At 34.2% G+C, this 20,873-nt stretch carries 20 protein-coding genes; 14 read left to right on the top strand and 6 right to left on the bottom strand.

All coding sequences use genetic code 11. The features are described 5' to 3' along the window. Positions 1-7 precede the first annotated feature (7 nt). From ACSSV5_RS09080 to ACSSV5_RS09065, 4 genes are read left to right on the top strand one after another with little or no spacing between them, the layout of a single operon-like run. The gene (locus tag ACSSV5_RS09080) at positions 8-1,120 is read left to right on the top strand and encodes a hypothetical protein (protein ID WP_211064927.1); all 1,113 of its coding nucleotides are present in this window, start codon (positions 8-10) and stop codon (positions 1,118-1,120) included. 12 nt (positions 1,121-1,132) lie between these two features. Then, positions 1,133-2,440, top strand: coding sequence for an amidohydrolase family protein (locus tag ACSSV5_RS09075; RefSeq protein WP_211064928.1), 1,308 nt, complete (start codon positions 1,133-1,135; stop codon positions 2,438-2,440). 6 nt (positions 2,441-2,446) lie between these two features. Then, complete coding sequence (locus ACSSV5_RS09070; RefSeq protein ID WP_454245617.1) at positions 2,447-4,642, top strand: peptidase domain-containing ABC transporter; 2,196 nt, start codon at positions 2,447-2,449, stop codon at positions 4,640-4,642. Continuing rightward, complete coding sequence (locus ACSSV5_RS09065) at positions 4,642-5,961, top strand: HlyD family secretion protein (protein WP_211064930.1); 1,320 nt, start codon at positions 4,642-4,644, stop codon at positions 5,959-5,961. Before ACSSV5_RS09070 ends, ACSSV5_RS09065 begins: the two co-directional genes overlap by 1 nt. Here ACSSV5_RS09065 and ACSSV5_RS09060 read toward each other — a convergent pair whose 3' ends face one another. Further along, positions 5,962-7,146, bottom strand: a complete 1,185-nt coding sequence (locus ACSSV5_RS09060) for a phosphoglycerate kinase (protein ID WP_454245616.1) — start codon at positions 7,144-7,146, stop codon at positions 5,962-5,964. It abuts the gene before it with no gap. A gap of 109 nt (positions 7,147-7,255) precedes the next feature. Between ACSSV5_RS09060 and surE the strand changes: the two genes are divergently transcribed. From surE to ACSSV5_RS09045, 3 genes are read left to right on the top strand one after another with little or no spacing between them, the layout of a single operon-like run. Beyond that, positions 7,256-8,035, top strand: a complete 780-nt coding sequence (gene surE, locus ACSSV5_RS09055) for a 5'/3'-nucleotidase SurE (protein WP_454245615.1) — start codon at positions 7,256-7,258, stop codon at positions 8,033-8,035. Continuing rightward, the gene (locus tag ACSSV5_RS09050; protein ID WP_211064939.1) at positions 8,025-8,327 is read left to right on the top strand and encodes a hypothetical protein; all 303 of its coding nucleotides are present in this window, start codon (positions 8,025-8,027) and stop codon (positions 8,325-8,327) included. The genes surE and ACSSV5_RS09050 overlap by 11 nt, the downstream gene beginning before the upstream one ends. Next, a complete protein-coding gene (locus tag ACSSV5_RS09045) occupies positions 8,305-8,793 on the top strand; it encodes an acyl-CoA thioesterase (RefSeq protein ID WP_211064940.1) in 489 nt (162 codons plus the stop codon). Before ACSSV5_RS09050 ends, ACSSV5_RS09045 begins: the two co-directional genes overlap by 23 nt. A gap of 43 nt (positions 8,794-8,836) precedes the next feature. Here ACSSV5_RS09045 and ACSSV5_RS09040 read toward each other — a convergent pair whose 3' ends face one another. From ACSSV5_RS09040 to ACSSV5_RS09030, 3 genes are all read right to left on the bottom strand, one after another. Beyond that, complete coding sequence (locus ACSSV5_RS09040; RefSeq protein ID WP_454245614.1) at positions 8,837-11,305, bottom strand: ribonucleoside-diphosphate reductase subunit alpha; 2,469 nt, start codon at positions 11,303-11,305, stop codon at positions 8,837-8,839. A 110-nt stretch (positions 11,306-11,415) separates the two neighbouring features. Further along, on the bottom strand, positions 11,416-11,787 hold the full coding sequence (locus ACSSV5_RS09035) for a four helix bundle protein (protein WP_454245613.1): 372 nt from the start codon (positions 11,785-11,787) through the stop codon (positions 11,416-11,418). Positions 11,788-11,949: 162 nt separating this feature from the next. Next, entirely contained in the window at positions 11,950-12,930 is a 981-nt protein-coding gene (locus tag ACSSV5_RS09030; protein ID WP_211064943.1) for a ribonucleotide-diphosphate reductase subunit beta, read from the bottom strand. A gap of 352 nt (positions 12,931-13,282) precedes the next feature. On the opposite strand from ACSSV5_RS09030, the gene ACSSV5_RS09025 reads away from it, so the two are divergent. From ACSSV5_RS09025 to ACSSV5_RS08995, 7 genes are all read left to right on the top strand, one after another. Beyond that, on the top strand, positions 13,283-13,702 hold the full coding sequence (locus ACSSV5_RS09025) for a nucleoside-diphosphate kinase (protein WP_454245612.1): 420 nt from the start codon (positions 13,283-13,285) through the stop codon (positions 13,700-13,702). 148 nt (positions 13,703-13,850) lie between these two features. Next, complete coding sequence (locus tag ACSSV5_RS09020) at positions 13,851-14,606, top strand: enoyl-CoA hydratase/isomerase family protein (RefSeq protein ID WP_454245611.1); 756 nt, start codon at positions 13,851-13,853, stop codon at positions 14,604-14,606. 53 nt (positions 14,607-14,659) lie between these two features. Continuing rightward, positions 14,660-15,037, top strand: coding sequence for a four helix bundle protein (locus tag ACSSV5_RS09015; protein ID WP_454245610.1), 378 nt, complete (start codon positions 14,660-14,662; stop codon positions 15,035-15,037). A 24-nt stretch (positions 15,038-15,061) separates the two neighbouring features. Next, positions 15,062-15,667, top strand: a complete 606-nt coding sequence (locus ACSSV5_RS09010) for an acyltransferase (RefSeq protein WP_454245609.1) — start codon at positions 15,062-15,064, stop codon at positions 15,665-15,667. Positions 15,668-15,866: 199 nt separating this feature from the next. Then, positions 15,867-17,180: a dihydrolipoamide acetyltransferase family protein gene (locus ACSSV5_RS09005; protein ID WP_454245608.1), complete on the top strand. Its 1,314-nt coding sequence runs from the start codon at positions 15,867-15,869 to the stop codon at positions 17,178-17,180. Positions 17,181-17,220: 40 nt separating this feature from the next. Next, on the top strand, positions 17,221-17,598 hold the full coding sequence (locus ACSSV5_RS09000; protein ID WP_454245607.1) for a GxxExxY protein: 378 nt from the start codon (positions 17,221-17,223) through the stop codon (positions 17,596-17,598). A gap of 44 nt (positions 17,599-17,642) precedes the next feature. Continuing rightward, positions 17,643-19,730, top strand: coding sequence for an alpha-ketoacid dehydrogenase subunit alpha/beta (locus ACSSV5_RS08995; RefSeq protein WP_454245606.1), 2,088 nt, complete (start codon positions 17,643-17,645; stop codon positions 19,728-19,730). Positions 19,731-19,957: 227 nt separating this feature from the next. Here ACSSV5_RS08995 and ACSSV5_RS08990 read toward each other — a convergent pair whose 3' ends face one another. Both ACSSV5_RS08990 and ACSSV5_RS08985 read right to left on the bottom strand, forming a co-directional pair. Next, positions 19,958-20,140: a hypothetical protein gene (locus tag ACSSV5_RS08990; RefSeq protein ID WP_454245605.1), complete on the bottom strand. Its 183-nt coding sequence runs from the start codon at positions 20,138-20,140 to the stop codon at positions 19,958-19,960. A gap of 80 nt (positions 20,141-20,220) precedes the next feature. Further along, positions 20,221-20,562: a hypothetical protein gene (locus ACSSV5_RS08985; RefSeq protein WP_454245604.1), complete on the bottom strand. Its 342-nt coding sequence runs from the start codon at positions 20,560-20,562 to the stop codon at positions 20,221-20,223. Positions 20,563-20,873 lie beyond the last annotated feature (311 nt).

The following is a 20,873-nucleotide window of genomic DNA, read 5'->3' as shown; positions in this document are numbered from 1 at the left end:
AGAACATATGATAAATAATAGCAAACCTAATTTAACAAATACTATTAAGTTATTAATCTACAAGGAGAACACTTTATTACTTAAGAAATTAAATCTTGAAGACGATAATATATTCTTAGAACCCTTACTTTTTTCTTATTTTAATGCTAAGGCAGATAATTTGAGCTTAGAGGAAATACTTCAAGGCTATTTTATTGAAAAAGAATCGATTAAAGTTGAAAACTCTTATAATAAAAATGATATAGCCTATATTCCTGAAGTTGGTTACTTTAAAAAAGGACAAAAAACACTCTATGAACCCATTCTAAAAATAGGTGATTTTGAAATTTTAAAAGAAGTACATCCTCTTCAAGAAAAATATTTTGTTGAGTTTTATAAAGGTCATGTTGTTAATGATAATCCAGAACATAATTCTGTTTGGAAAGCACATCATAAAGAGTTATTTCAAGCTATTGGTATCATAAAAAAATATATTCCTAAATATTATGAACAACTACAATTTGCCAACAAAAAAATATACCTACACGATAATCCTAAGATTATAAATTTTACCTCGAAAGAAACTTTGGGTATGCTTTATTTTTATGTGATAGGAAATAATAATATTGTTTATTTTATCGAAGAATTGATACATCAAGGTTCTCACAATTATCTGCACTATATATTACATGACAGAAAGCAGTATTTTAAAATAGATGCAGATCATTCAATAATGCGAGACCTCACAAAAAAACAATGGGATTACAGATCGGTTTTCAGTGCGTTTAATGGCTTGTTCACGGTTACACAGCGTGTAGTTTATTTCGATAAATTATTAGATCAGAATGTTTTTTCAGGTAGAGAAAAGCACGAACTTTTAGGAAGGTTAACAGACCAATTCCCACGTTTTAGAACTGGTTTGCAATATTTAGACCTTAAAACGGTTTACACAGATAAAGGCGCAAAATTTTATAAAGACTTAGACAAAAAGTGTGCTTTTATTCTAAAAAAATATAGAAGACTAAAAGATGAATTTGATTTAAGCAATCGTGATGTAGATTTTAGATACGACGATTTTTGTACCTTAAATCCATATGAAGAATTTTTAGAAAAAGATAAACGAGGATATTACCAATTTTAAAATTTCAATTTTATGAAGAAAAATAAAATGTTGCTATTAATTTTTATGTCTTTTGTTTTAACATGTTATGGTCAAACAGAGCCTAATGCATCTCCAACAAAAGACCGAATAAAAACGGACGTGGTTATAAAAAATGTATCAGTTATACAGATGATAACAGATGAAGTATTAGCTAACCAGGATGTCATCATAAAAAATGGTAAAATATTTTCAATTGAAGATACCCAAAATAGAGCCTATGAAAATATGTTTGTGGTTGATGGTTCAGGTAAATACATTATGCCATCATTGGCTGATGCACATGTGCATTTGCCTAAAGAAAAGGAGGATTTAGATAAATTTCTAAAACTAAATTTAATTAATGGTGTAACCAAACTTCGTTCAATGCGTGGAACATGGAATCATTTAAAATGGAGAGATGAATTCAATGATGAAAATTCAATTTATCCCAAATTGTATTTATCGGCACCACCAATTTATAAGAACTATAGTTTTACAGAAGAAGAGCTTAAAAATTATGTAGATGGTGCTAAAAATTTTGATTTTATAAAAATATTGAGTATAAAAAATCAAGAGCTTTTTAAAAGACTAGATAGCTTATGCAGGCTTAACAACGTAGAAATTGGTGGTCACTTCCCAAACAACATTTCTGATAGCTTAATATTTAATTCTAACTATAGATCTTTTGAACATTTAGGAGGTATTTCAATGTTGACTGAGGTAACAGAAGAAAGAATTCAAGAAATTAAGAAAAAAAATATTTATGTATGCCCTACATTGAGTTGGTATAGTATTGGTTCAGGCAGGTATTCTTATGAAGAATTACGCCAACTACCAGGTATGGAGTATATCCAAAAAGAAACTATTGATAACTGGATAGAAAAAACCAAGCAATACCGCGAAAAGCTTGGTAAAGAGGCATATAAACAGGAAGTGGCTGACGAATTACAAAAACTTCAACAAAAATATCAAGTTATTAAAAGGTTAAGTGAGTTAGGCGTTAGAATGCTTTTAAGCCCGGACAGTTCTTCGAAATATATGGTTACTGGATTTGGCATGCTTGGTGAAATGAAATTATTAAAAAATGCTGAACTAAGCAATTTTGAAATTTTGAAAATGGCGACAGTAAATTATGCTGATTTTTTCAATGAAAATTTTGGTACTATAGAAGTTAATGCAGAAGCAGACTTCATATTATTAAACACCAATCCATTAGAAAGTATAGAAAGTTTAAAAAACATTGAAGCGATATATTTTAATAACAACTATTTAGATAATGGTGATATAAAAAAATTATCTGAGTCTATTTTGCCTAAATAAGCTTTAATGCTTAAGAAAAAATTTCCTTTTTATCGCCAACTCGATAACAAAGACTGTGGTCCAACTTGTTTGAGGATGATTGCCAAATACCATGGCAAAACCTTTTCTAGAGAATTTTTAAGAGATAAAGCAGGTATTACCAGAACAGGTGTAAACATGGGTGGTATTGCAGATGCCGCGGAAGCTATAGAATTACGCACCTTAGGTATGCGTATGTCTTTGGAATCTCTAGTAAAAGAAGCGCCTACACCATTCATTGTGCCATGGCGTCAAAAACATTTTGTGGTCGTTCATAAAACAACTCAGAATAAAATATATGTTGCAGATCCAGCAAATGGCTTTTTAACCTATAAGCATAATGAATTTTTAAACGCATGGACAAATACAACAGATAAAAATGGTTTTGTTTTATTGTTAGAACCTAATGCTAACTTCTACAAGCAAGAAGAACTTGATAAGACCAATAAAAAAGGCTTCTCTTTTCTTTTTCCTTATTTAAAACCCTACAAAAGAATTATCTATCAACTATTTTTAGGATTGTTAGTTGGTTTAGCGATACAATTTACTTTACCTTTTCTTACACAATCTGTTGTAGATGTAGGTGTTAATAATCAAGATATACCATTTATATATCTTATTTTAATAGCTCAACTTGTTTTATTTATTTCTCAAACGCTGGTCAATATTTTTAGGGATTGGATCATGCTCCATATTAATGGAAGATTTCATATCAAAATGGTTTCTGATTTTTTGTTTAAAATGCTCAAGTTACCCATCAACTTTTTTGACACGAGAAATACAGGTGAACACTTACAGCGCATAACAGACCATAGGAGGATTCAAAATTTTATCTCCTCACAAACAGTTACCACCTTATATTCAATATTACTGTTTCTTGTCTTTAGTGGTGTATTAGCATACTATGATTTGACCATTTTTGCGGTGTTTATTGTAAGTGCTTTATTTTACCTAGGCTGGATATTCTTTTTTTTAAAAAAGCGTGCAGAGTTAGACTTCAAAAGATTTGATGAAATGTCACAAAGTCAATCTTCTTTAGTTCAAATTATTAATGGTGTAAGAGAAGTAAAAGTTAATAACTCACAGCGGAAGAACAGATGGAAGTGGGAACAGGTTCAAATCAGCCTTTTTAAAACCTCGATGAGTAGTTTGAGGTTAGCCCATTCACAGACATTAGGATCTAATTTTATAAATGAACTCAAAAATATTATCATTACATTTTTGTCTGCAACTGCTGTGGTTAAAGGAGATATTACCCTTGGTATGATGTTATCTATACAATATATCGTTGGTCAACTTAATGGACCTTTAAGCAATTTTATTGGTTTTATACAATTATGGCAAGATGCAAAAATTAGTTTAGAACGTCTTAATCAAGTGCATTCACTAGAAGATGAAGATGAAAAAACTATTAAAAAAGTGTTTGAACTGCCTTCGGACAAGTCAATTTATATCAAAAACTTAAGCTTTCAATATGGTAGCAAATCTTCTCCAATGGTTTTAAAAAACCTATCGTTTACAATACCCGAAGGCAAAACCACAGCTATTGTGGGAGCAAGCGGTAGTGGTAAGACAACATTGATAAAACTACTATTAAAGTTTTATGACTTAACTACTGGAGTTATCCAAATTGGTAATATCAATTTATCAGACATTAATAATGATTACTGGAGAAAAAGCTGTGGTGCTGTAATGCAGGAAACTTTCATTTTTAATGATACCATTGCTGGTAATATTTCAGAATCTGAACAAGGCGAAATAATTGATAACGATAAATTAAATAATGCGGTATATATATCTAATATAGAGGAGTTTATAAATAAGCTGCCAAATAAACTTAATACAGAACTAGGCACTTCTGGGATTAGATTAAGTGGTGGTCAAGGCCAAAGACTGATGATAGCACGAGCGGTTTATAAAAATCCTGAATACATATTTTTTGATGAGGCTACCAGCTCGTTAGATGCTAATAATGAAAAAATAATTATGGAGAAATTAAATGCGTTCTTAAAAGAGAAAACATCTGTAATTGTGGCACACAGGTTAAGTACTGTAAGAAATGCAGATAATATAATTGTTTTAGAAGATGGTAAAATTGTAGAACAAGGAAATCATTTAGAATTATCAGAAAAAAAGGGCAAGTATTATCAATTAGTAAAAAATCAATTGGAACTTGGTAAGTAATGGAAAATGAAGATAAAATACATGTCTACAGTGAAGAGGTTAGAGATATTCTTTCAGAACCACCTAAAACCATTATAAGTATTGGAAATACCATTGTTTTTGGTTTTATATTGGTTATTTTACTATTAGCTTATGTAATCAAATATCCAGATATTGTAACAGCAGAAGCTACGCTCACAAGCTATAATCCTCCAGATCGCGTTTATGCAAGAACATCAGGACGATTAGATAGTATTATAGTTAAAGATAATGCTATGGTAGAAAAAGGTGACCCATTGGCCATTATAGAAAACACTGCTCGATACTCAGATATCATATATTTAAAATCTATCACAGATACTTTGAACATTAAACAGTTCCAATTTGAATTTCCTTATGAAACTTGTAATAATTTAAAATTAGGAAGTATAGCTATTGACTATGCTAGCTTTGAAAACGATTTACGAAATTATCAGCAACTACTTACTCTAAAACCATATCTAGTAGAATCAGAATTCCAAGAAAGCGAACTTTTTCAGCAACAAAAAAGACTACGAAATTTGAAGGATCAATTGTCAATATCCATAAATGAATTAAAACTCGAAAAAGCTAAACTAGACCGAAATAATAAACTTTTTGAGAAAGGTGTAATTGCACAGCAAACTTTAGAAGAAGTTGAACTGATTTATCTTCAAAAACAAAAAAATCTTTCTACTATTAGAAATCAAATTTCACAAGTAGAAAGTGAAATAATAAATTTAACAACTAATCAAAAGAACACATCTATCAACCAAACTAAAGACGAGTTAAACTTGTATAGAGATTTATTAATTTCATTTAATCAATTAAAACGATCAATTAGAGATTGGGAACTTCAGTATGTCTTAGAAAGTGCTATAGAGGGTAGATTAAGTTATATTAATTACTGGCGTAGTAGACAATTTGTTAACCAAGGAGAACTAGTTTTCTCAGTAATTCCCAAGCATCATGGCAAGTATATCATTCGTGCAAGAACTATGGGGTTAAATACTGGAAAACTAAAAGTAGGTCAAAAAGCACTCATAAGATTATCCAATTATCCTGATCGGGAGTTTGGTGTCTTAGAAGGTGTATTAACAGATATTTCAAAAACTCCAGATACTGATGGGTTTCTTGTACTTGATATAAAATTACCAAACCAATTAGAAACTTCATTTGGCATTGAAATAGAATTTCAACAAGAAATGATAGGCACTGCTGAAATAATAACAGAAGACCTCAGGTTATTGGAACGTTTAATGTACCAGTTTAGAGATTTGTTTAGAAGGTCTGATAATCAATCTATAGACCAGAAAACCTAGCTAGTTTTCCAACGCCGCAACACCAGGCAGCGTTTTCCCTTCAAGCATTTCCAACATGGCACCGCCACCTGTAGAAACGTAGCTAACTTTATCTTCAAATCCATATTGCTTAACAGCTGAGACGCTATCGCCACCACCAACGAGTGAAAAAGCACCTTTTGCTGTAGCATCAGCAATGGCGTTTCCAGCAGCTATTGTGCCTTCTGCAAAGTTTGGCATTTCAAAAACACCAAGAGGACCATTCCACAGAATAATTTTAGAAGCTTGAATCACCTCAGCAAAAGCCGCTTGAGATTTTGGTCCAGCGTCTAATCCCATCCAACCCTCTTCTATATTATCGATAGGCTGAATTTTGGTTTCGCTATCATTTTTGAACTCTTGAGTAACTTTTGAATCTATTGGCAAATGGACTTGAACATTTTTTTGTTCTGCAGCCTTTAAAATTTGTAGTGCAACTTCTTGTTTATCTTCTTCTACTAATGATTCACCAATTTTACCACCTTTAGCTTTAATAAAAGTAAACGCCATGCCACCACCAATAATCAAGTGGTCTATTGCATCAAGAATGTTTTCTATCACAGTTATTTTACTGGAAACTTTTGCACCACCTATAATTGCAGTAACAGGTTTTTCCTTAGAATTTAGAACTTTATCTAAACTGTCAATTTCTTTTTTTAATAAGTAGCCCATCGCTTTTTCTTTAGCGAATTTTGCGGCAACAGTTGTAGAAGCGTGAGCACGGTGTGCAGTACCAAAAGCGTCGTTGATATAGACATCGGCTAAATCTGCCAATTGTTTGGCAAAATCATCATCACCTTGTTTTTCTTCTTGATGAAATCTCAAGTTTTCAAGCAACAAAATTTGACCGTTTTGTAATTCACTTGCAGCTTGTCTAACAGCATCGCCAATGCAGTCATCTACAAAATTGACTTGAACTCCAATAACTTCAGAAACGGTATTCACAATATGTTTAAGAGAATATTTATCTTCAACGCCATTGGGTCTTCCTAAGTGTGACATCAAAATCACTGCACCTCCATCTTCCAAAACTTTTTCAATACTGGGCTTTGCACCTTCTATTCGGCTTTTGTCTGTAACTTCAAAATTGTCGTTTAATGGAACATTAAAATCTACTCTTATGATAACTTTTTTGTCTTTAAAGTTAATGTCATTAATACTTTTCATATTTAAAATGATTTAAACATCAAAGTTAAGTATTATTCGTCAAACTAATTAAGTTGTAATGTGATGTTTTCTATAAAAATTAAATTATTTTTGCGTAAAATCACATTAAATGAAAACACAAAAACCACTTATCTTGGTTACCAATGACGATGGCGTTACGGCTCCAGGCATTAGACACTTGATAAAAATCATGAAAACTATAGGAGATGTGGTGGTTGTAGCTCCAGATAGCCCACAAAGTGGTATGGGACACGCTATCACGACTACTGATAATTTATATTGCGATAGAATCAAAACAGATTCAGATGACTACAAAGAATATAGTTGTTCTGGTACGCCCGTTGATTGCGTTAAAATTGCAACTCAGGAAATTTTAAAACGCAAACCTGATTTGTGTGTCAGTGGGATCAATCACGGTTCTAATTCTTCTATCAACGTTATTTATTCTGGTACTATGAGTGCTGCCGTAGAAGCTGGTACAGAAGGCATACCAGCTATAGGTTTTTCTTTATTAGATTATGCTATGGATGCCGATTTTGAACCAACGACAGAATTTGTCAAAAAAATTACAAATTATGTACTTCAAAATGATCTGCCTCAGGGAACGGTTTTAAATGTAAACTTTCCGAAACTAAAAGCTAAAAATATCAAGGGCATAAAAATTTGCCGACAAGCAAAAGCACATTGGGAAGAAAAATATGACAAAAGACAAACTCCTCAAGGTCGTGATTATTATTGGTTGACAGGAGAGTTTGTTAATGAAGATGCTGGCAAAGATACTGATGAATGGGCTTTGAGTAAAGGTTATGTCTCTGTTGTTCCTGTTCAATTTGATTTAACCGCCTATCAAACAATGAAATCTATTAAGGATCTTGGGTATGAACGTTAAAAAAGAAATATTTATTGGCATATTGTTAGGCCTGATTTGCAATGTTGCTGGGATGTATATTTATATAGCAATTTTTACCAATTATGATTTGATTTATGCTATAAATTATGCGTATCGTGATCATTTCCTCGGCGGTTTAATAGCTATTGGTGCAGTTGCCAATTTTTTACCTTTTTTTGTTTATATTAAAAAAAACAAAATTTATAGAGCACGAGGTGTTTTATTGTTTAGTATTTTAATGGCTGTTCTAATTTTAATTTTAAAATCAAATGAATTATACCAAATCCTTTGAAGTTAGGTGGAGTGATTTAGATGCTAATCGGCATTTGGCTAATTCTGCCTATCAAAATATGATGAGTCATACCCGAATGGCTTTTTTATTTGAAAATGGTTTTAGTCAAGATGAATTAGTCAAACATAATCTTGGTCCTGTAGTGTTTTATGAACATATTTACTATTTCAAAGAAATTCGTCCCGAGGATAAAATAGAAATCACTTTAAAATTGAAAGGTCTATCTAAAGATGGAATGTTTTTTGAATTTCAACATGACTTATATAATGATAAGGGCAAAAACTGTGCTCGTTGCGAAATACTCGGTGCATGGATTGACTTGAAAACTCGAAAACTTGTTGCTCTTCCAAATCACCTTCTCAATCCATTAAATAAACTCAGCAAAACCACAGATTTTAAAACTCTTACTCAAGAAGATACACGTAAATTTAAGGTATATCCAAAAGATAAAAAAAGCATATCATAATAACACACAATATGCTTTTTTTTGATTAAAAATGTATTTAAAGTCATGAGCCACACATCAAGCAGTCGTCACCTTCTGAGGCTTTAGATTGCTGAATTAAAGCTTTTAGCTCTTCGGGTGATAATGATGAATTATCTGGAGCTATGACATTTTTGTTTTTAGATTCGTGTTGCTTCAACTTTTCTGCGTTGGTTTCAGCAACTTTTTCAGTGACTTGTTCTTTAGGTAAGTCTTGTGTTTTCTTTTCTTTAGACAAGGTAAACTTAATGGCATCAACTGCTGATTTGGTTCTCAAGTAATACATACCTGTTTTTAAGCCACTTTTCCACGCATAAAAATGCATAGAAGTTAATTTAGCTAAAGTTGCACCTTCCATAAAGAGATTGAGCGACTGCGATTGATCAATAAAATAACCACGCTGACGACTCATATCAATGATATCTTTCATAGACATTTCCCAAACCGTTTTGTAAAGTTCTTTGATGTCATCTGGAATAATATCGATGTTTTGTACTGAACCATTAGCTCGCATAATAGCATCTTTGACTTCATCTGTCCACAAATCTCTGTTAACTAAATCTTTGAGCAAATGTTTATTAACAACAATAAATTCACCTGAAAGTACTCTACGGGTATAAATATTTGAAGTATAAGGCTCAAAAGCCTCGTTGTTACCAAGTATTTGAGACGTTGAAGCTGTTGGCATTGGTGCTAAAAGCAATGAATTTCTGACGCCGTTTTCTTTGACTCGCTCTCTGAGTTCTTTCCAATTCCAACGACCGCTTAAATCTTCATCTTTTAAGCCCCATAGGTTATATTGAAACTCACCTTGACTGATTGGCGAACCTTCATAGGAAGAATATGGCCCTTCAATTTTTGCCAATTCCATGGAAGCTTCAACTGAGGCAAAATATAAAGTTTCAAATATTTCTTGGTTGAGCTTTTTAGCTTTATCAGAAGTAAATGGCAGTCTAAGCAAAATAAATGCATCAGCCAAACCTTGAATACCCAAACCAACTGGTCTGTGACGCATATTTGAATTTTTAGCTTCTTTGACTGGATAGTAATTTCTATCTATAACTTTATTCAAGTTTTTGATAACGCGTTTGGTGATTTTATATAATTCTTTATGGTCAAATTCGCCGTCTTTTACAAACATTGGCAACGCGATAGAAGCTAAATTACAAACGGCCACTTCGTCTGGACTGGTGTATTCAATAATTTCAGTACATAAGTTTGACGAACGAATGGTTCCCAAATTCTTTTGATTTGATTTTCTATTGGCCGCATCTTTATACAACATATAAGGCGTACCCGTTTCGATTTGAGATTCTAAAATCTTTTCCCAAAGTTCACGTGCTTTGATGGTTTTGCGACCACGTCCTTCTTTTTCGTATTTTTCATATAAAGCTTCAAACTCTTCGCTATGACTGTCAAAAAGATTTGGGCATTCGTTAGGACACATCAAAGTCCATTCGCCATTTTCTTCCACGCGTTTCATAAACAAATCTGGGATCCACATGGCATAAAATAAATCTCTGGCACGCATTTCTTCTGCTCCGTGGTTTTTCTTTAAATCAAGAAAATTCATAATATCGGCGTGCCAAGGTTCAATATAGATAGCAAACGAGCCTTTTCGTTTTCCACCACCTTGGTCAACATATCTTGCCGTATCATTGAATACGCGAAGCATTGGCACAATACCATTTGATGTCCCATTAGTTCCAGCGATATAAGAACCTGTGGCTCTAATGTTGTGAATAGATAAGCCTATGCCACCAGCCGATTGAGAAATTTTGGCGGTTTGCTTTAGCGTGTCGTAAATACCGTCAATACTGTCATCTTGTGTTGTCAAAAGAAAACAAGAAGACATTTGCGGTTTAGGCGTTCCTGAATTGAAAAGGGTTGGTGTAGCGTGAGTAAAATATTTTTTAGACATCAACTCATAGGTTTCTAAAGCGGCTTCAATATCATCTATATGAATACCAATAGAAACCCTCATTAACATATGTTGCGGACGTTCTGCTATTTTACCATCAAGTTTTAAAAGATAAGAACGCTCTAAAGTTTTAAACCCAAAATAGTCATAATTAAAATCACGGCTGTAAATGATACGTGAATCTAATGTATCCTTATGCTCTTGAATAACCTGATAAACTTCATCTGAAAGTAAAGGAGCTTTTTTACCTGTATGTGGGTTGACATATTCATATAAATCGGTCATAACCTCACTAAAGGTTTTTTTGGTGTTTTTATGCAAATTAGAAACAGACACTCTTGCGGCAAGTTGAGCATAATCTGGGTGTGTTGTGGTCATCGTTGCGGCCACTTCGGCAGCAAGGTTGTCAAGTTCACTTGTGGTTACGCCATCGTATAAGCCTTCAATGACACGCATAGCAACTTTAGTCGGTTCAACAAGTGGGCTCAAGCCGTAGCAGAGTTTTTTGATACGAGCTGTAATTTTATCAAACATTACAGGTTCTTTTTGTCCGTTTCTTTTTATGACATACATGGTAAAATGGGTTTTATTAGATTAATGGGTTCTATGGTTCCTATGGTCTCTATGGTTTCTATGGTTTCTATGGTTCCTATGGTTTCTATGGTTTCTATGGTATAAATTGATTAGAATTTTTTGTTATCTTTTTCAATCACTTGTAAGAAATTATTAATTTTTATACCTAATCTTTGAATACGTTCATGTAGGTTTTCATACAAAACATTGTCTTTTAAAGAACCTGTTTCAAATAAAGTTTCTAAGTGATCTACAGTTTCGTCATTAGATGATAAAGCGTATATGATAAATCGTATGTAATCATTTTTATATCGCCTTCTGCCATAACCTTCAACTATGTTAGACCTTACAGATTTCATAGATCGTCTGAATTGGCTACCTTCCTCATAAATTTCAAACTTGGGTAATTGCAGGGTCATTTTGTGTATTTCAACACTCAAGTCTCTTGCTTTTTGGCAAATTTCGAGTTTTCTGTAGCTCATGTTTTTTTGGTTTTAAGTTAACATTGCTTCTTCTGTTGTTTCTATGGCTTCTGTTGTTACTATTGTTTCTATTGTTTCTTATTAACAATAGCATCCAAAGTGACCGTAGCATCTACAGTAACTATGGCGTCCATAGCATCCTCAGCATTGATTTAAGAAAAACTAAAACTCCTCATCAAAACTAATCTTGTTGTCTTTTTCTTTGTCTTTAGACATCACACCAGCTTTTTGATATTCGCCAACGCGTTTTTCAAAAAAGTTGGTTTTACCTTGAAGGTTTATCATATCCATAAAATCAAATGGATTAGACACGTTATAAACCTTTTCACACTCCAATTCTACCAAGAGACGGTCAGTTACAAATTCTAAATATTGTGTCATCAATTTAGAATTCATTCCTATTAAGCTTGCGGGTAAAGATTCAGTAATAAATTCACGCTCAATATCTAAAGCATCTATAATAATTTCTTTAATCCGTTCTTTAGAAACTTTATTAACCAAGTGATTGTTATGCAGATGAACAGCGAAATCACAATGCACGCCTTCATCTCTTGAAATCAATTCGTTGGAAAAAGTCAAGCCTGGCATTAATCCGCGTTTTTTAAGCCAAAAAATCGAGCAAAACGCACCCGAAAAGAAAATCCCTTCAACCGCTGCAAAGGCGATTAAACGCTCTGCAAAACTTGGGCTTTCAATCCATTTCAATGCCCAATCGGCTTTTTTCTTAATGGCGGGAAAATTTTCAATCGCTTTAAATAGTTTATCTTTTTCAGCTTCATCTTTGACGTAAGTATCAATGAGCAAAGAATAAGTTTCTGAATGGATGTTCTCCATCATGATTTGAAAACCATAGAAAAATTTAGCTTCGGTGTATTGAACTTCATTGACGAAATTTTCAGCCAAGTTTTCATTCACAATACCATCAGAAGCGGCAAAAAAGGCTAAAATATGTTTGATAAAATATTGTTCATCAGCGTTGAGTTTGCTTTGCCAATCAGAAATATCTTGGTGCAAGTCGATTTCTTCTGCTGTCCAAAAACTCGCTTCACATTTTTTATACCATTCCCAAATATCGTGGTGTTTGATAGGAAATACGACAAAACGGTCTTTGTTTTCTTGCAAAATCGGTTCTACTTGCGCCATGATTTATGAGTTTTATATGTTAAATTTTAATTATTTCAGCACCAACAAATATCTAAAATAAATCGAGTTTTATATGTAAAATGCATCTAAGGTTTTCAACAAGTTTTCAACATTTAGCTAAGTCAGCTGATTGTGAAGAAGTTATTTAAAATTCTGAATATCAGTATTATATTATGTTTCGTTAACTGTTTTCGTTGTATTTTTAAGGGTTTAATAGTTATGCATGATTTTTATTGTTTTCTTAAAAAAACTATTTTGACAGTTAGTGTCAGTCCTGTAAAATAATAACTTGATTTTTTTTAAATAGATTATTGGCTTTATTTAACTTTGTAAAAATTTTTAAATAAATATTATGTCTGGACAACGCACATTTACTATGATAAAACCCGATGCGGTTAAAAAAGGTTATACGGGAGCAATTTTGCATCAGATTTCGGAGGCTGGATTTAGAATTGTAGCCATGAAACAAACCCAAATGACTACAGAAGATGCCGAAACATTTTATGCTATTCATAAAGAACGCCCGTTTTTTGGTGAGTTGGTAGAATATATGACTGGTGGTCCGATTGTAGCTGCTATTCTTGAAAAAGATAATGCTGTTGAAGATTTCAGAGCACTTATCGGTGCTACCAATCCTGATGAAGCTGCAGAAGGCACGATAAGAAAAAAATATGCTGAATCTATTAGTGCCAATGCTATTCACGGTAGTGATAGTGATGATAATGCACAAATAGAAAGTGCATTTCATTTTTCTGGACGCGAGATGTTTTAGCAAAGGTTTTACTTCTTAATGATGCCCAAATGTATTTATGTTTGGGTATTTTTTTTTGTTTAAGGTTTTTATAAATACTTGCCTAACACAGTAACATTAATTAATTTTGAGTTTTCTCGAAAACGTTTGCGAATTTAAACTTTAGTATATGACTGAACCTTATGTAAAACACAGTGTTAATCAACATATTGGAACAATAGAATTTTTTCATCCTGCTCATAATTCTTTACCAAGTGATATTCTTTCAAAATTAGCTGAAACCATCACTGAGCTAGGTCAAAATGATGAGGTTTTGGTTATTGTTTTAAAATCTGGTGGTAATCGGACGTTTTGTGCTGGTGCTAGTTTTAAAGAGCTTATCTCGATAGAAGACGAAGCCACAGGCAAACGGTTTTTTAGCGGGTTTGCCAATGTGATTAATGCTATGCGAAAATGTCCAAAGTTTATCATTGGTCGTGTGCAAGGTAAAACTGTTGGCGGTGGCGTTGGTCTAGCTTCTGCAATGGATTATTGCTTAGCCACCCAATATGCAGCGATAAAACTTAGCGAACTTAATTTGGGCATCGGTCCATTTGTGGTTGGTCCAGCCGTTGAACGCAAAATTGGAGTCAGTAGTATGTCTCAAATTGCTATAGATGCCAATACGTTTTTTAGTCCAGAATGGGCTAAACAAAAAGGCCTTTACGCTGATGTATTTGATACAACCGAAGCCCTTGACGAAGCTGTAGATGCTTTAGCTCAACAGCTTTGTGCTTACAATCCTGAAGCCGTTAAACATATGAAACAAATGTTTTGGCGTGGCACCGAAGATTGGGACGAGCTTTTGATGAAACGCGCAGAAATCAGTGGGCGATTGGTGTTGAGTAAGTTTACGAAGGAGAAGTTAAGTTCCTATCGGAAATAGCTATTAGCTTTTAGCTTTTAGCATAAAATAAAACTGAAATAAAAAATTTTAACTTGGAAATAAAAAGTAAATATCATTTTAAATTTGAGGACTTGATAATATACCAAAAAGCAATAGTTCTGGGTGAATATATTAATAAACTAATTGAGCGATTTCCTAAACACGAAATTTATAAACTATCATCACAATTTAGTAGAGCCTCAGATTCCATTGCTTTCAATATAGCAGAAGGAACTTCAGGTTCAGATGCTAATTTTATTCGTTACCTAATTATATCTCAAGGCAGCACAAATGAGTGTATATCTGCATCTACAAAAGCCAGGCTTAGAGGTTATATATCAGATGAAGAAAATGAAGAAGTAAGAAGACAAATAAGTGAAATATCTAAAATGAACACATCCTTAAGGAAAAAATTAAATTCTAATAGCTAACGACTAAAAGCTAATTACTAATAAATGGCAATATACAAATTCAAAAATCATATCCCAGTCATTCACTCATCCAGCTTTGTGCATCCACAAGCTGCTGTCACTGGTAACGTGATTATCGGTAAAAATTGTTATATCGGACCAGGTGCGGCAATTCGTGGCGATTGGGGTGAAATAATTTTGGAAAATGGCGTCAATGTCCAGGAAAACTGTATCATTCATATGTTCCCAGGTAAAAGTATTCGCTTGAAACAAAGTTCACATATCGGTCACGGAGCAATTATTCACGGAGCAAATCTCGGAGAAAATTGTATGATTGGTATGAATGCCGTCATTATGGATGATGCCGAAATTGGAGATGAATCCATTATCGGTGCAATGACTTTTATAAAAGCGGAAACCAAAATTCCTCATAGAAGTTTAGTGGTTGGTAATCCAGGAAAAATTATTAAAGAAGTTTCAGATGATATGATAGCTTGGAAAACTGCAGGCACAAAGCTTTATCAACAACTGCCTCAAGATTGTCACGAAAGCATAGAAGAAGTTGAACCTTTACGAGAAATCCCTAAAAACCGACCACAACAGGAAGACTTTTACCAGACGTTGAATGAATTTAGGAATAGAAGTGGGTAGAGGGTAGTTGATAGAGGGTAGTCTGTAGAGCATGCTTTTAGTTATTAGAAAGGTTAAAAAAAATTGCAAGTCAGATTTGCTTATATCAGGTTTGCAAGAAATAAATAAGAAAACCTTGTGCACTTTGCGTGAAAATATTAAGAATGGAAAATTTTGCACCTTAGCGACTTTGCGAGAGATATAAAATAGGAGAAAAATCATGAGAGAAAAAAATAAAATAACAGAAAAAGTGGATTTCAAACTCCCCAAAATGGGCGAAAGTATAACCGAAGGCACCATCCTTAATTGGCTAATTGATGAAGGCGATTCGTTTGATGAAGGCGATATTTTAGTCGAAGTCGGTACCGACAAAGTCGATAACGAAGTACCTGCTCCTTTTTCTGGAGTATTGATAGAAAAGAAATATCAACCGAAAGATGTGGTTAAAATAGGAGAAGTTATTGCCATTTTAAAAGAAACTTCAGGAAAACCAAAATCATCAAAATCATCAACTACAGAAAAACCAAGCAATAATTCCAATGAAGAAACCTCTCCCCCAACCTCTCTCCGAAGGAAAGGAAAACAAGAGGTTTCTCCCCTTAGGGGAGACGGAAGAGGGGCTTCGGGGGCCTTTTTCTATTCCCCACTTGTAGAACAAATCGCTAAAGATTACCATATCAGTTATGAAGAATTAGCGAGAATTCCAGCCACAGGTGCTAATGAAAGATTACGAAAATCAGATATTTTTAAATACATTGAAAATGGCAGACCAGCACAGTTTGCACAACCCGTAAATGATCAACCCCAAGGCTTTCAAGTGCCTGATTTAAAATTTGATATCGGTAAAGGTCAACCTGTTGAAATGGATCGCATGCGACAGATGATTGCAGACCATATGGTCTATTCTAAACACGTCTCACCACACGTTACGGCCTATGTGGAAGCTGACATGACTAATCTCGTCAACTGGCGAAATCAGCACAAGGCAGAGTTTCACAAACGCACAGGAGAAAAATTAAGTTTTACACCTTTATTTGTTCAAGCCGTAACCAAAGCCATTCAAGATTTTCCTAAAATCAATTCTTCTCTTGACAATAAAACTATTATTGTTAAAGACGATATTAATATTGGAATGGCAACGGCTTTACCAAATGGAAATCTCATTGTTCCTGTGATAAAAAATACAGACACAAAAGATTTAGATCAACTGGCAAAAGAAGTTAACAATTTAGCGAGAAAGGCCAGAGAAAATAAATTAACAAATGATGAGACCAAAGGTGGAACATTTACTATTTCAAATGTCGGCACTTTTGGCAGTTTAATGGGTACGCCTATTATCAATCAGCCAGAAGCAGCGATTTTGGCGACAGGTATTATTAAAAAACGTGCTGAAGTGATAGAAAAAGATGAAAGCGATACCATTGAAATTCGCTCAATGATGTATTTGTCTTTATCCTTTGATCACCGGATTGTTGATGGGTTTTTAGCAGGAAGTTTTTTAAGACGTATTGCGGATTACTTGGAGGATTATTAAGGTTTCTCGCAAAGACGCAAAGACGCAAAATAATTTTATTATGACTGAAAATGAAATTTCAAAAATTATTGTCAATACCGCATATCAAATTCACGTAGAATTAGGGCCAGGATTGTTAGAGTCTGTGTATGAAGAAATATTGTATAGTGAGTTGATAGCTCAAAATTTAAAAGTAGAAAGACAGAAGGCTATACCTCTCGTTTGGAAAAATAATAAAATGTCACTCGGATTTAGAGCGGACTTAATTGTAAATCAAAAAGTTTTAATTGAATTAAAATCGGTAGAAAAAATAGCTCCAGTTCACCCAAAGCAAGTATTAACCTATTTAAAATTAACTGAAATAAAATTGGGCTTATTGATTAATTTTAATGAAGCCTTAATAAAAAGTGGTATAACTCGAATAGTAAATAATTTATAATCTTAGCGCCTTTGCGTCTTTGCGTGAAACCAAAACCTAAAAAAATGAAAAAAGAAACCATACTCAAAGCATTTAAAAACCTCGTCACAGCCAAATCGATGACAGAATTGTATGAAGATAATTTTAAAATTGTCTCCAAATACGTCCACGCCACCTCACGCGGTCACGAAGTTATTCAAATAGCAGTAGGCATGCAACTCAAACCCGAAGATTATGTCTATCCCTATTACAGAGATGATGCCATGTTACTCTCCATCGGGATGCAACCCAAAGATTTGATGTTGCAACTTCTCGCCAAAAAAGACGATCCTTTTTCTGGCGGACGCACCTATTATTCACATCCGAGTTTAAGAGATGAAGATAAACCCAAAATACCACACCAAAGTTCAGCGACAGGTATGCAAGCTATACCAGCAACTGGAGCAGCCTTAGCTTTAAAGTATGTAGATAAGCAAAACAAAGCCCTTTCCTTTGGAGAGGGTTTGGTAGAGGTCATTCCCCCTTTAGGAGCTATGGGGCAAGGAATAGTCGTCTGTTCTTTGGGCGACGCTTCAATTACCGAGGGTGAAGTTTCAGAGGCTTTTCAAATGGCTGCCTTAAAGCAACTGCCCATTATTTATTTAATCCAAGATAACGACTGGGATATTTCTGCCAATGCAAAAGAAACCCGAGCCCAAAATGCCTACGAATATGCTCAAGGTTTTCACGGACTTGAAGCCATTAGCATTGACGGGACTGATTTTGAAGAATCGTATTCCACTTTAGAAAAAGTCATTGAAACTGTTAGAACAGAACAACGTCCGTTTTTAGTGCACGCCAAATGTCCACTTTTAAATCACCACACTTCTGGCGTTCGTATGGAATTTTATCGAGATGATTTAGAAGAATCTCAACAACGCGATCCTTATCCAAAATTTGTGAAATTGATGAAAGCCAATGGATTTTCTGAAACTGATTTAGACGATATAGAACACGATATCAGAGAAAATGTCAAGTCTGATTATGAAGCAGCTCTCACCTCAGATGACCCCAAACCCGAAGATTTATTTACCCACGACTTTGCCCCAACACCCATTACAGAAGAAGTTGGTGAACGCTCTCCAAAAGGTGCAGAAAAAGTCGTCATGGTCGATTGTGCTTTATTTGCTATTGAAGAACTCATGCAAGACCATCCTGAATGCTTACTTTACGGTCAAGATGTTGGTGGACGATTGGGTGGTGTGTTTCGTGAAGCAGCCACTTTAGCCCAAAAGTTTGGTGACCATCGGGTGTTTAATACATCAATTCAAGAAGCTTTTATAGTAGGCTCAACGGTCGGAATGTCTGCCGTTGGACTCAAACCCATTGTTGAGGTTCAGTTTGCCGATTACATTTGGCCTGGACTAAATCAATTGTTTACAGAAGTCAGCCGAAGCTGTTATCTCTCCGAAGGCAAATGGCCAGTGTCTATGATTTTGCGTGTGCCTATTGGGGCTTATGGCAGTGGCGGACCTTACCATTCCTCTTCGGTAGAAAGTGTGGTCACTAATATTCGTGGACTTAAAATTGCTTACCCAAGCAACGGTGCCGATCTCAAAGGCTTGATGAAAGCAGCCTATCACGACCCCAATCCCGTGGTGATTTTTGAACATAAAGGCTTGTATTGGAGTAAAGTCCCTGGCACGAAAGGTGCCACCAGCGTTGAACCTGCCAAAGACTATATTTTGCCTTTTGGCAAAGCTTGGGTTTTACAAGAAATTTGGCCAAAAGATAATGAAGAAACTTTAAGCATCATCACCTATGGTATGGGCGTGCATTGGGCGGTTAACGCTTCGGCAGAACTCGGACTTCAAGACCAAATCGAAATTGTAGATTTAAGAACCTTGCACCCACTCGACGAAGAAACAATTTTTAAGTCTGTGAAAAAATGTAAAAAATGCCTCGTAGTCACCGAAGAACCATCAGACAACACCTTTGCCAGAGCACTTAGCGGAAAAATTCAAGAGGAATGTTTTCAATATCTCGATGCCCCGGTAATGACCATTGGCTCGGAAAATATGCCAGCGATTCCGCTGAACTCAACTTTAGAAGAAACCATGATTCCGAGTACGGAAAAGGTGAAAGTAAAAATCAAATCACTCTTAAATTATTGAACCAAATTTTAAGACTGGTAAAATAGTCATAAACAATGCTAAATCTATTGGTATTGTTAATGCAAACGATATGAATAATGAAAAGCAATTCACAAAAATAAAATAGACTGCCGAGTGGCAGTCTATTACAGTAGCAAATACAGGACTCGAACCTGCGATCTAAACTTTAAAAGCTTCCCTCTACCAAACTGAAGACATAATTGCTACAATGCAAATATACAACAATTCTAAGAATACGTTTTACCTTCGCCTCTTAAAATTGCTTCAATGGTTCTTGGGGCGAGAAAGAATGTATCAGCAAGATTTTCTACTATAGCGTCATTTCGCCATTGTGGATACTTCTCGGTAAGGCTTCTATAGGTTTGCTTAATTTTTAAGCTGCGTTTTTGAAGGCGTTCTTGCTGACTCATATACAAATGTAAAACTTATAAATTATTTGTGCAAGTTGAAATCTAATGAATGATACGAGATGAAATCTGTCTAAATAGTTCTAAGGCGTTTCAGGGTCTTTTATAACCTTTCTGTCTTCTATAAATAGATAACCGTCTCTGCGCTCTAGCTTTAAGGTGTATTTGCCCATCCTGTCATATTTAGTCCTAAAACTTTCATCAAAAAACTTTTCTACGGCTTTTTTATAAACATTTGGTATAGCATCATCTTTAAATTGATAGCCATACAAGCTACGCTTAACCTCTAAAGTGGTTTCTCTAGTATCTTGACTGGGGTTATCATTATAAGCCCTAAAGACTTCACCACGGGTTTGTTTAGGAGATGTCTGGGCTATGCTTAGCAACGGAAAAATAAGTAGTAGTATGTAGAGTAATGATTTCATATTTATATCAAAAACAAAAACCGTTCCAAAATGAAACGGTTTTTTAATAATTGAGTTTAGTTTTCATTGTTGTCCGATAAAAATCTAAATTACTAAAAAAATCTTTTGTATCGCCTAATTTCACTGTGTAGCTTTAGTATTTTAAAAATAGAACCTCCTTATGGGTCAAAAAGGCTTAATTGACCTATATTTTTTGTTGTAATATCTTCCCATTTTGCTTCTGGATTTTTAAGGAATTTGAACAAATCAATATAGGTCATTAAATGATATCGTATCACGGACATCATATTAGAATATGCCCATTTTCTTTC

The organism is Psychroflexus sp. MBR-150, assembly GCF_053628795.1.
This window is presented reverse-complemented; position numbering and strand designations above follow the sequence as displayed.

Excerpts from the sequence above, each read along its gene's own strand:
- ACSSV5_RS09080 (WP_211064927.1), top strand. The coding sequence starts at position 8 with ATGATAAATAATAGCAAACCTAATTTAACAAATACTATTAAGTTATTA.
- ACSSV5_RS09040 (WP_454245614.1), bottom strand. The coding sequence starts at position 11,305 with ATGTATGTCATAAAAAGAAACGGACAAAAAGAACCTGTAATGTTTGAT.
- ACSSV5_RS09025 (WP_454245612.1), top strand. The coding sequence starts at position 13,283 with ATGTCTGGACAACGCACATTTACTATGATAAAACCCGATGCGGTTAAA.
- ACSSV5_RS09005 (WP_454245608.1), top strand. The coding sequence starts at position 15,867 with ATGAGAGAAAAAAATAAAATAACAGAAAAAGTGGATTTCAAACTCCCC.
- ACSSV5_RS08990 (WP_454245605.1), bottom strand. The coding sequence starts at position 20,140 with ATGAGTCAGCAAGAACGCCTTCAAAAACGCAGCTTAAAAATTAAGCAA.
- ACSSV5_RS08985 (WP_454245604.1), bottom strand. The coding sequence starts at position 20,562 with ATGAAATCATTACTCTACATACTACTACTTATTTTTCCGTTGCTAAGC.
- ACSSV5_RS09065 (WP_211064930.1), top strand. The coding sequence starts at position 4,642 with ATGGAAAATGAAGATAAAATACATGTCTACAGTGAAGAGGTTAGAGAT.
- ACSSV5_RS09050 (WP_211064939.1), top strand. The coding sequence starts at position 8,025 with ATGAACGTTAAAAAAGAAATATTTATTGGCATATTGTTAGGCCTGATT.
- ACSSV5_RS09060 (WP_454245616.1), bottom strand. The coding sequence starts at position 7,146 with ATGAAAAGTATTAATGACATTAACTTTAAAGACAAAAAAGTTATCATA.
- ACSSV5_RS09075 (WP_211064928.1), top strand. The coding sequence starts at position 1,133 with ATGAAGAAAAATAAAATGTTGCTATTAATTTTTATGTCTTTTGTTTTA.
- ACSSV5_RS09035 (WP_454245613.1), bottom strand. The coding sequence starts at position 11,787 with ATGAGCTACAGAAAACTCGAAATTTGCCAAAAAGCAAGAGACTTGAGT.
- ACSSV5_RS09000 (WP_454245607.1), top strand. The coding sequence starts at position 17,221 with ATGACTGAAAATGAAATTTCAAAAATTATTGTCAATACCGCATATCAA.
- ACSSV5_RS09030 (WP_211064943.1), bottom strand. The coding sequence starts at position 12,930 with ATGGCGCAAGTAGAACCGATTTTGCAAGAAAACAAAGACCGTTTTGTC.
- ACSSV5_RS09070 (WP_454245617.1), top strand. The coding sequence starts at position 2,447 with ATGCTTAAGAAAAAATTTCCTTTTTATCGCCAACTCGATAACAAAGAC.
- ACSSV5_RS09010 (WP_454245609.1), top strand. The coding sequence starts at position 15,062 with ATGGCAATATACAAATTCAAAAATCATATCCCAGTCATTCACTCATCC.
- ACSSV5_RS09020 (WP_454245611.1), top strand. The coding sequence starts at position 13,851 with ATGACTGAACCTTATGTAAAACACAGTGTTAATCAACATATTGGAACA.
- surE (WP_454245615.1), top strand. The coding sequence starts at position 7,256 with ATGAAAACACAAAAACCACTTATCTTGGTTACCAATGACGATGGCGTT.
- ACSSV5_RS08995 (WP_454245606.1), top strand. The coding sequence starts at position 17,643 with ATGAAAAAAGAAACCATACTCAAAGCATTTAAAAACCTCGTCACAGCC.
- ACSSV5_RS09045 (WP_211064940.1), top strand. The coding sequence starts at position 8,305 with ATGAATTATACCAAATCCTTTGAAGTTAGGTGGAGTGATTTAGATGCT.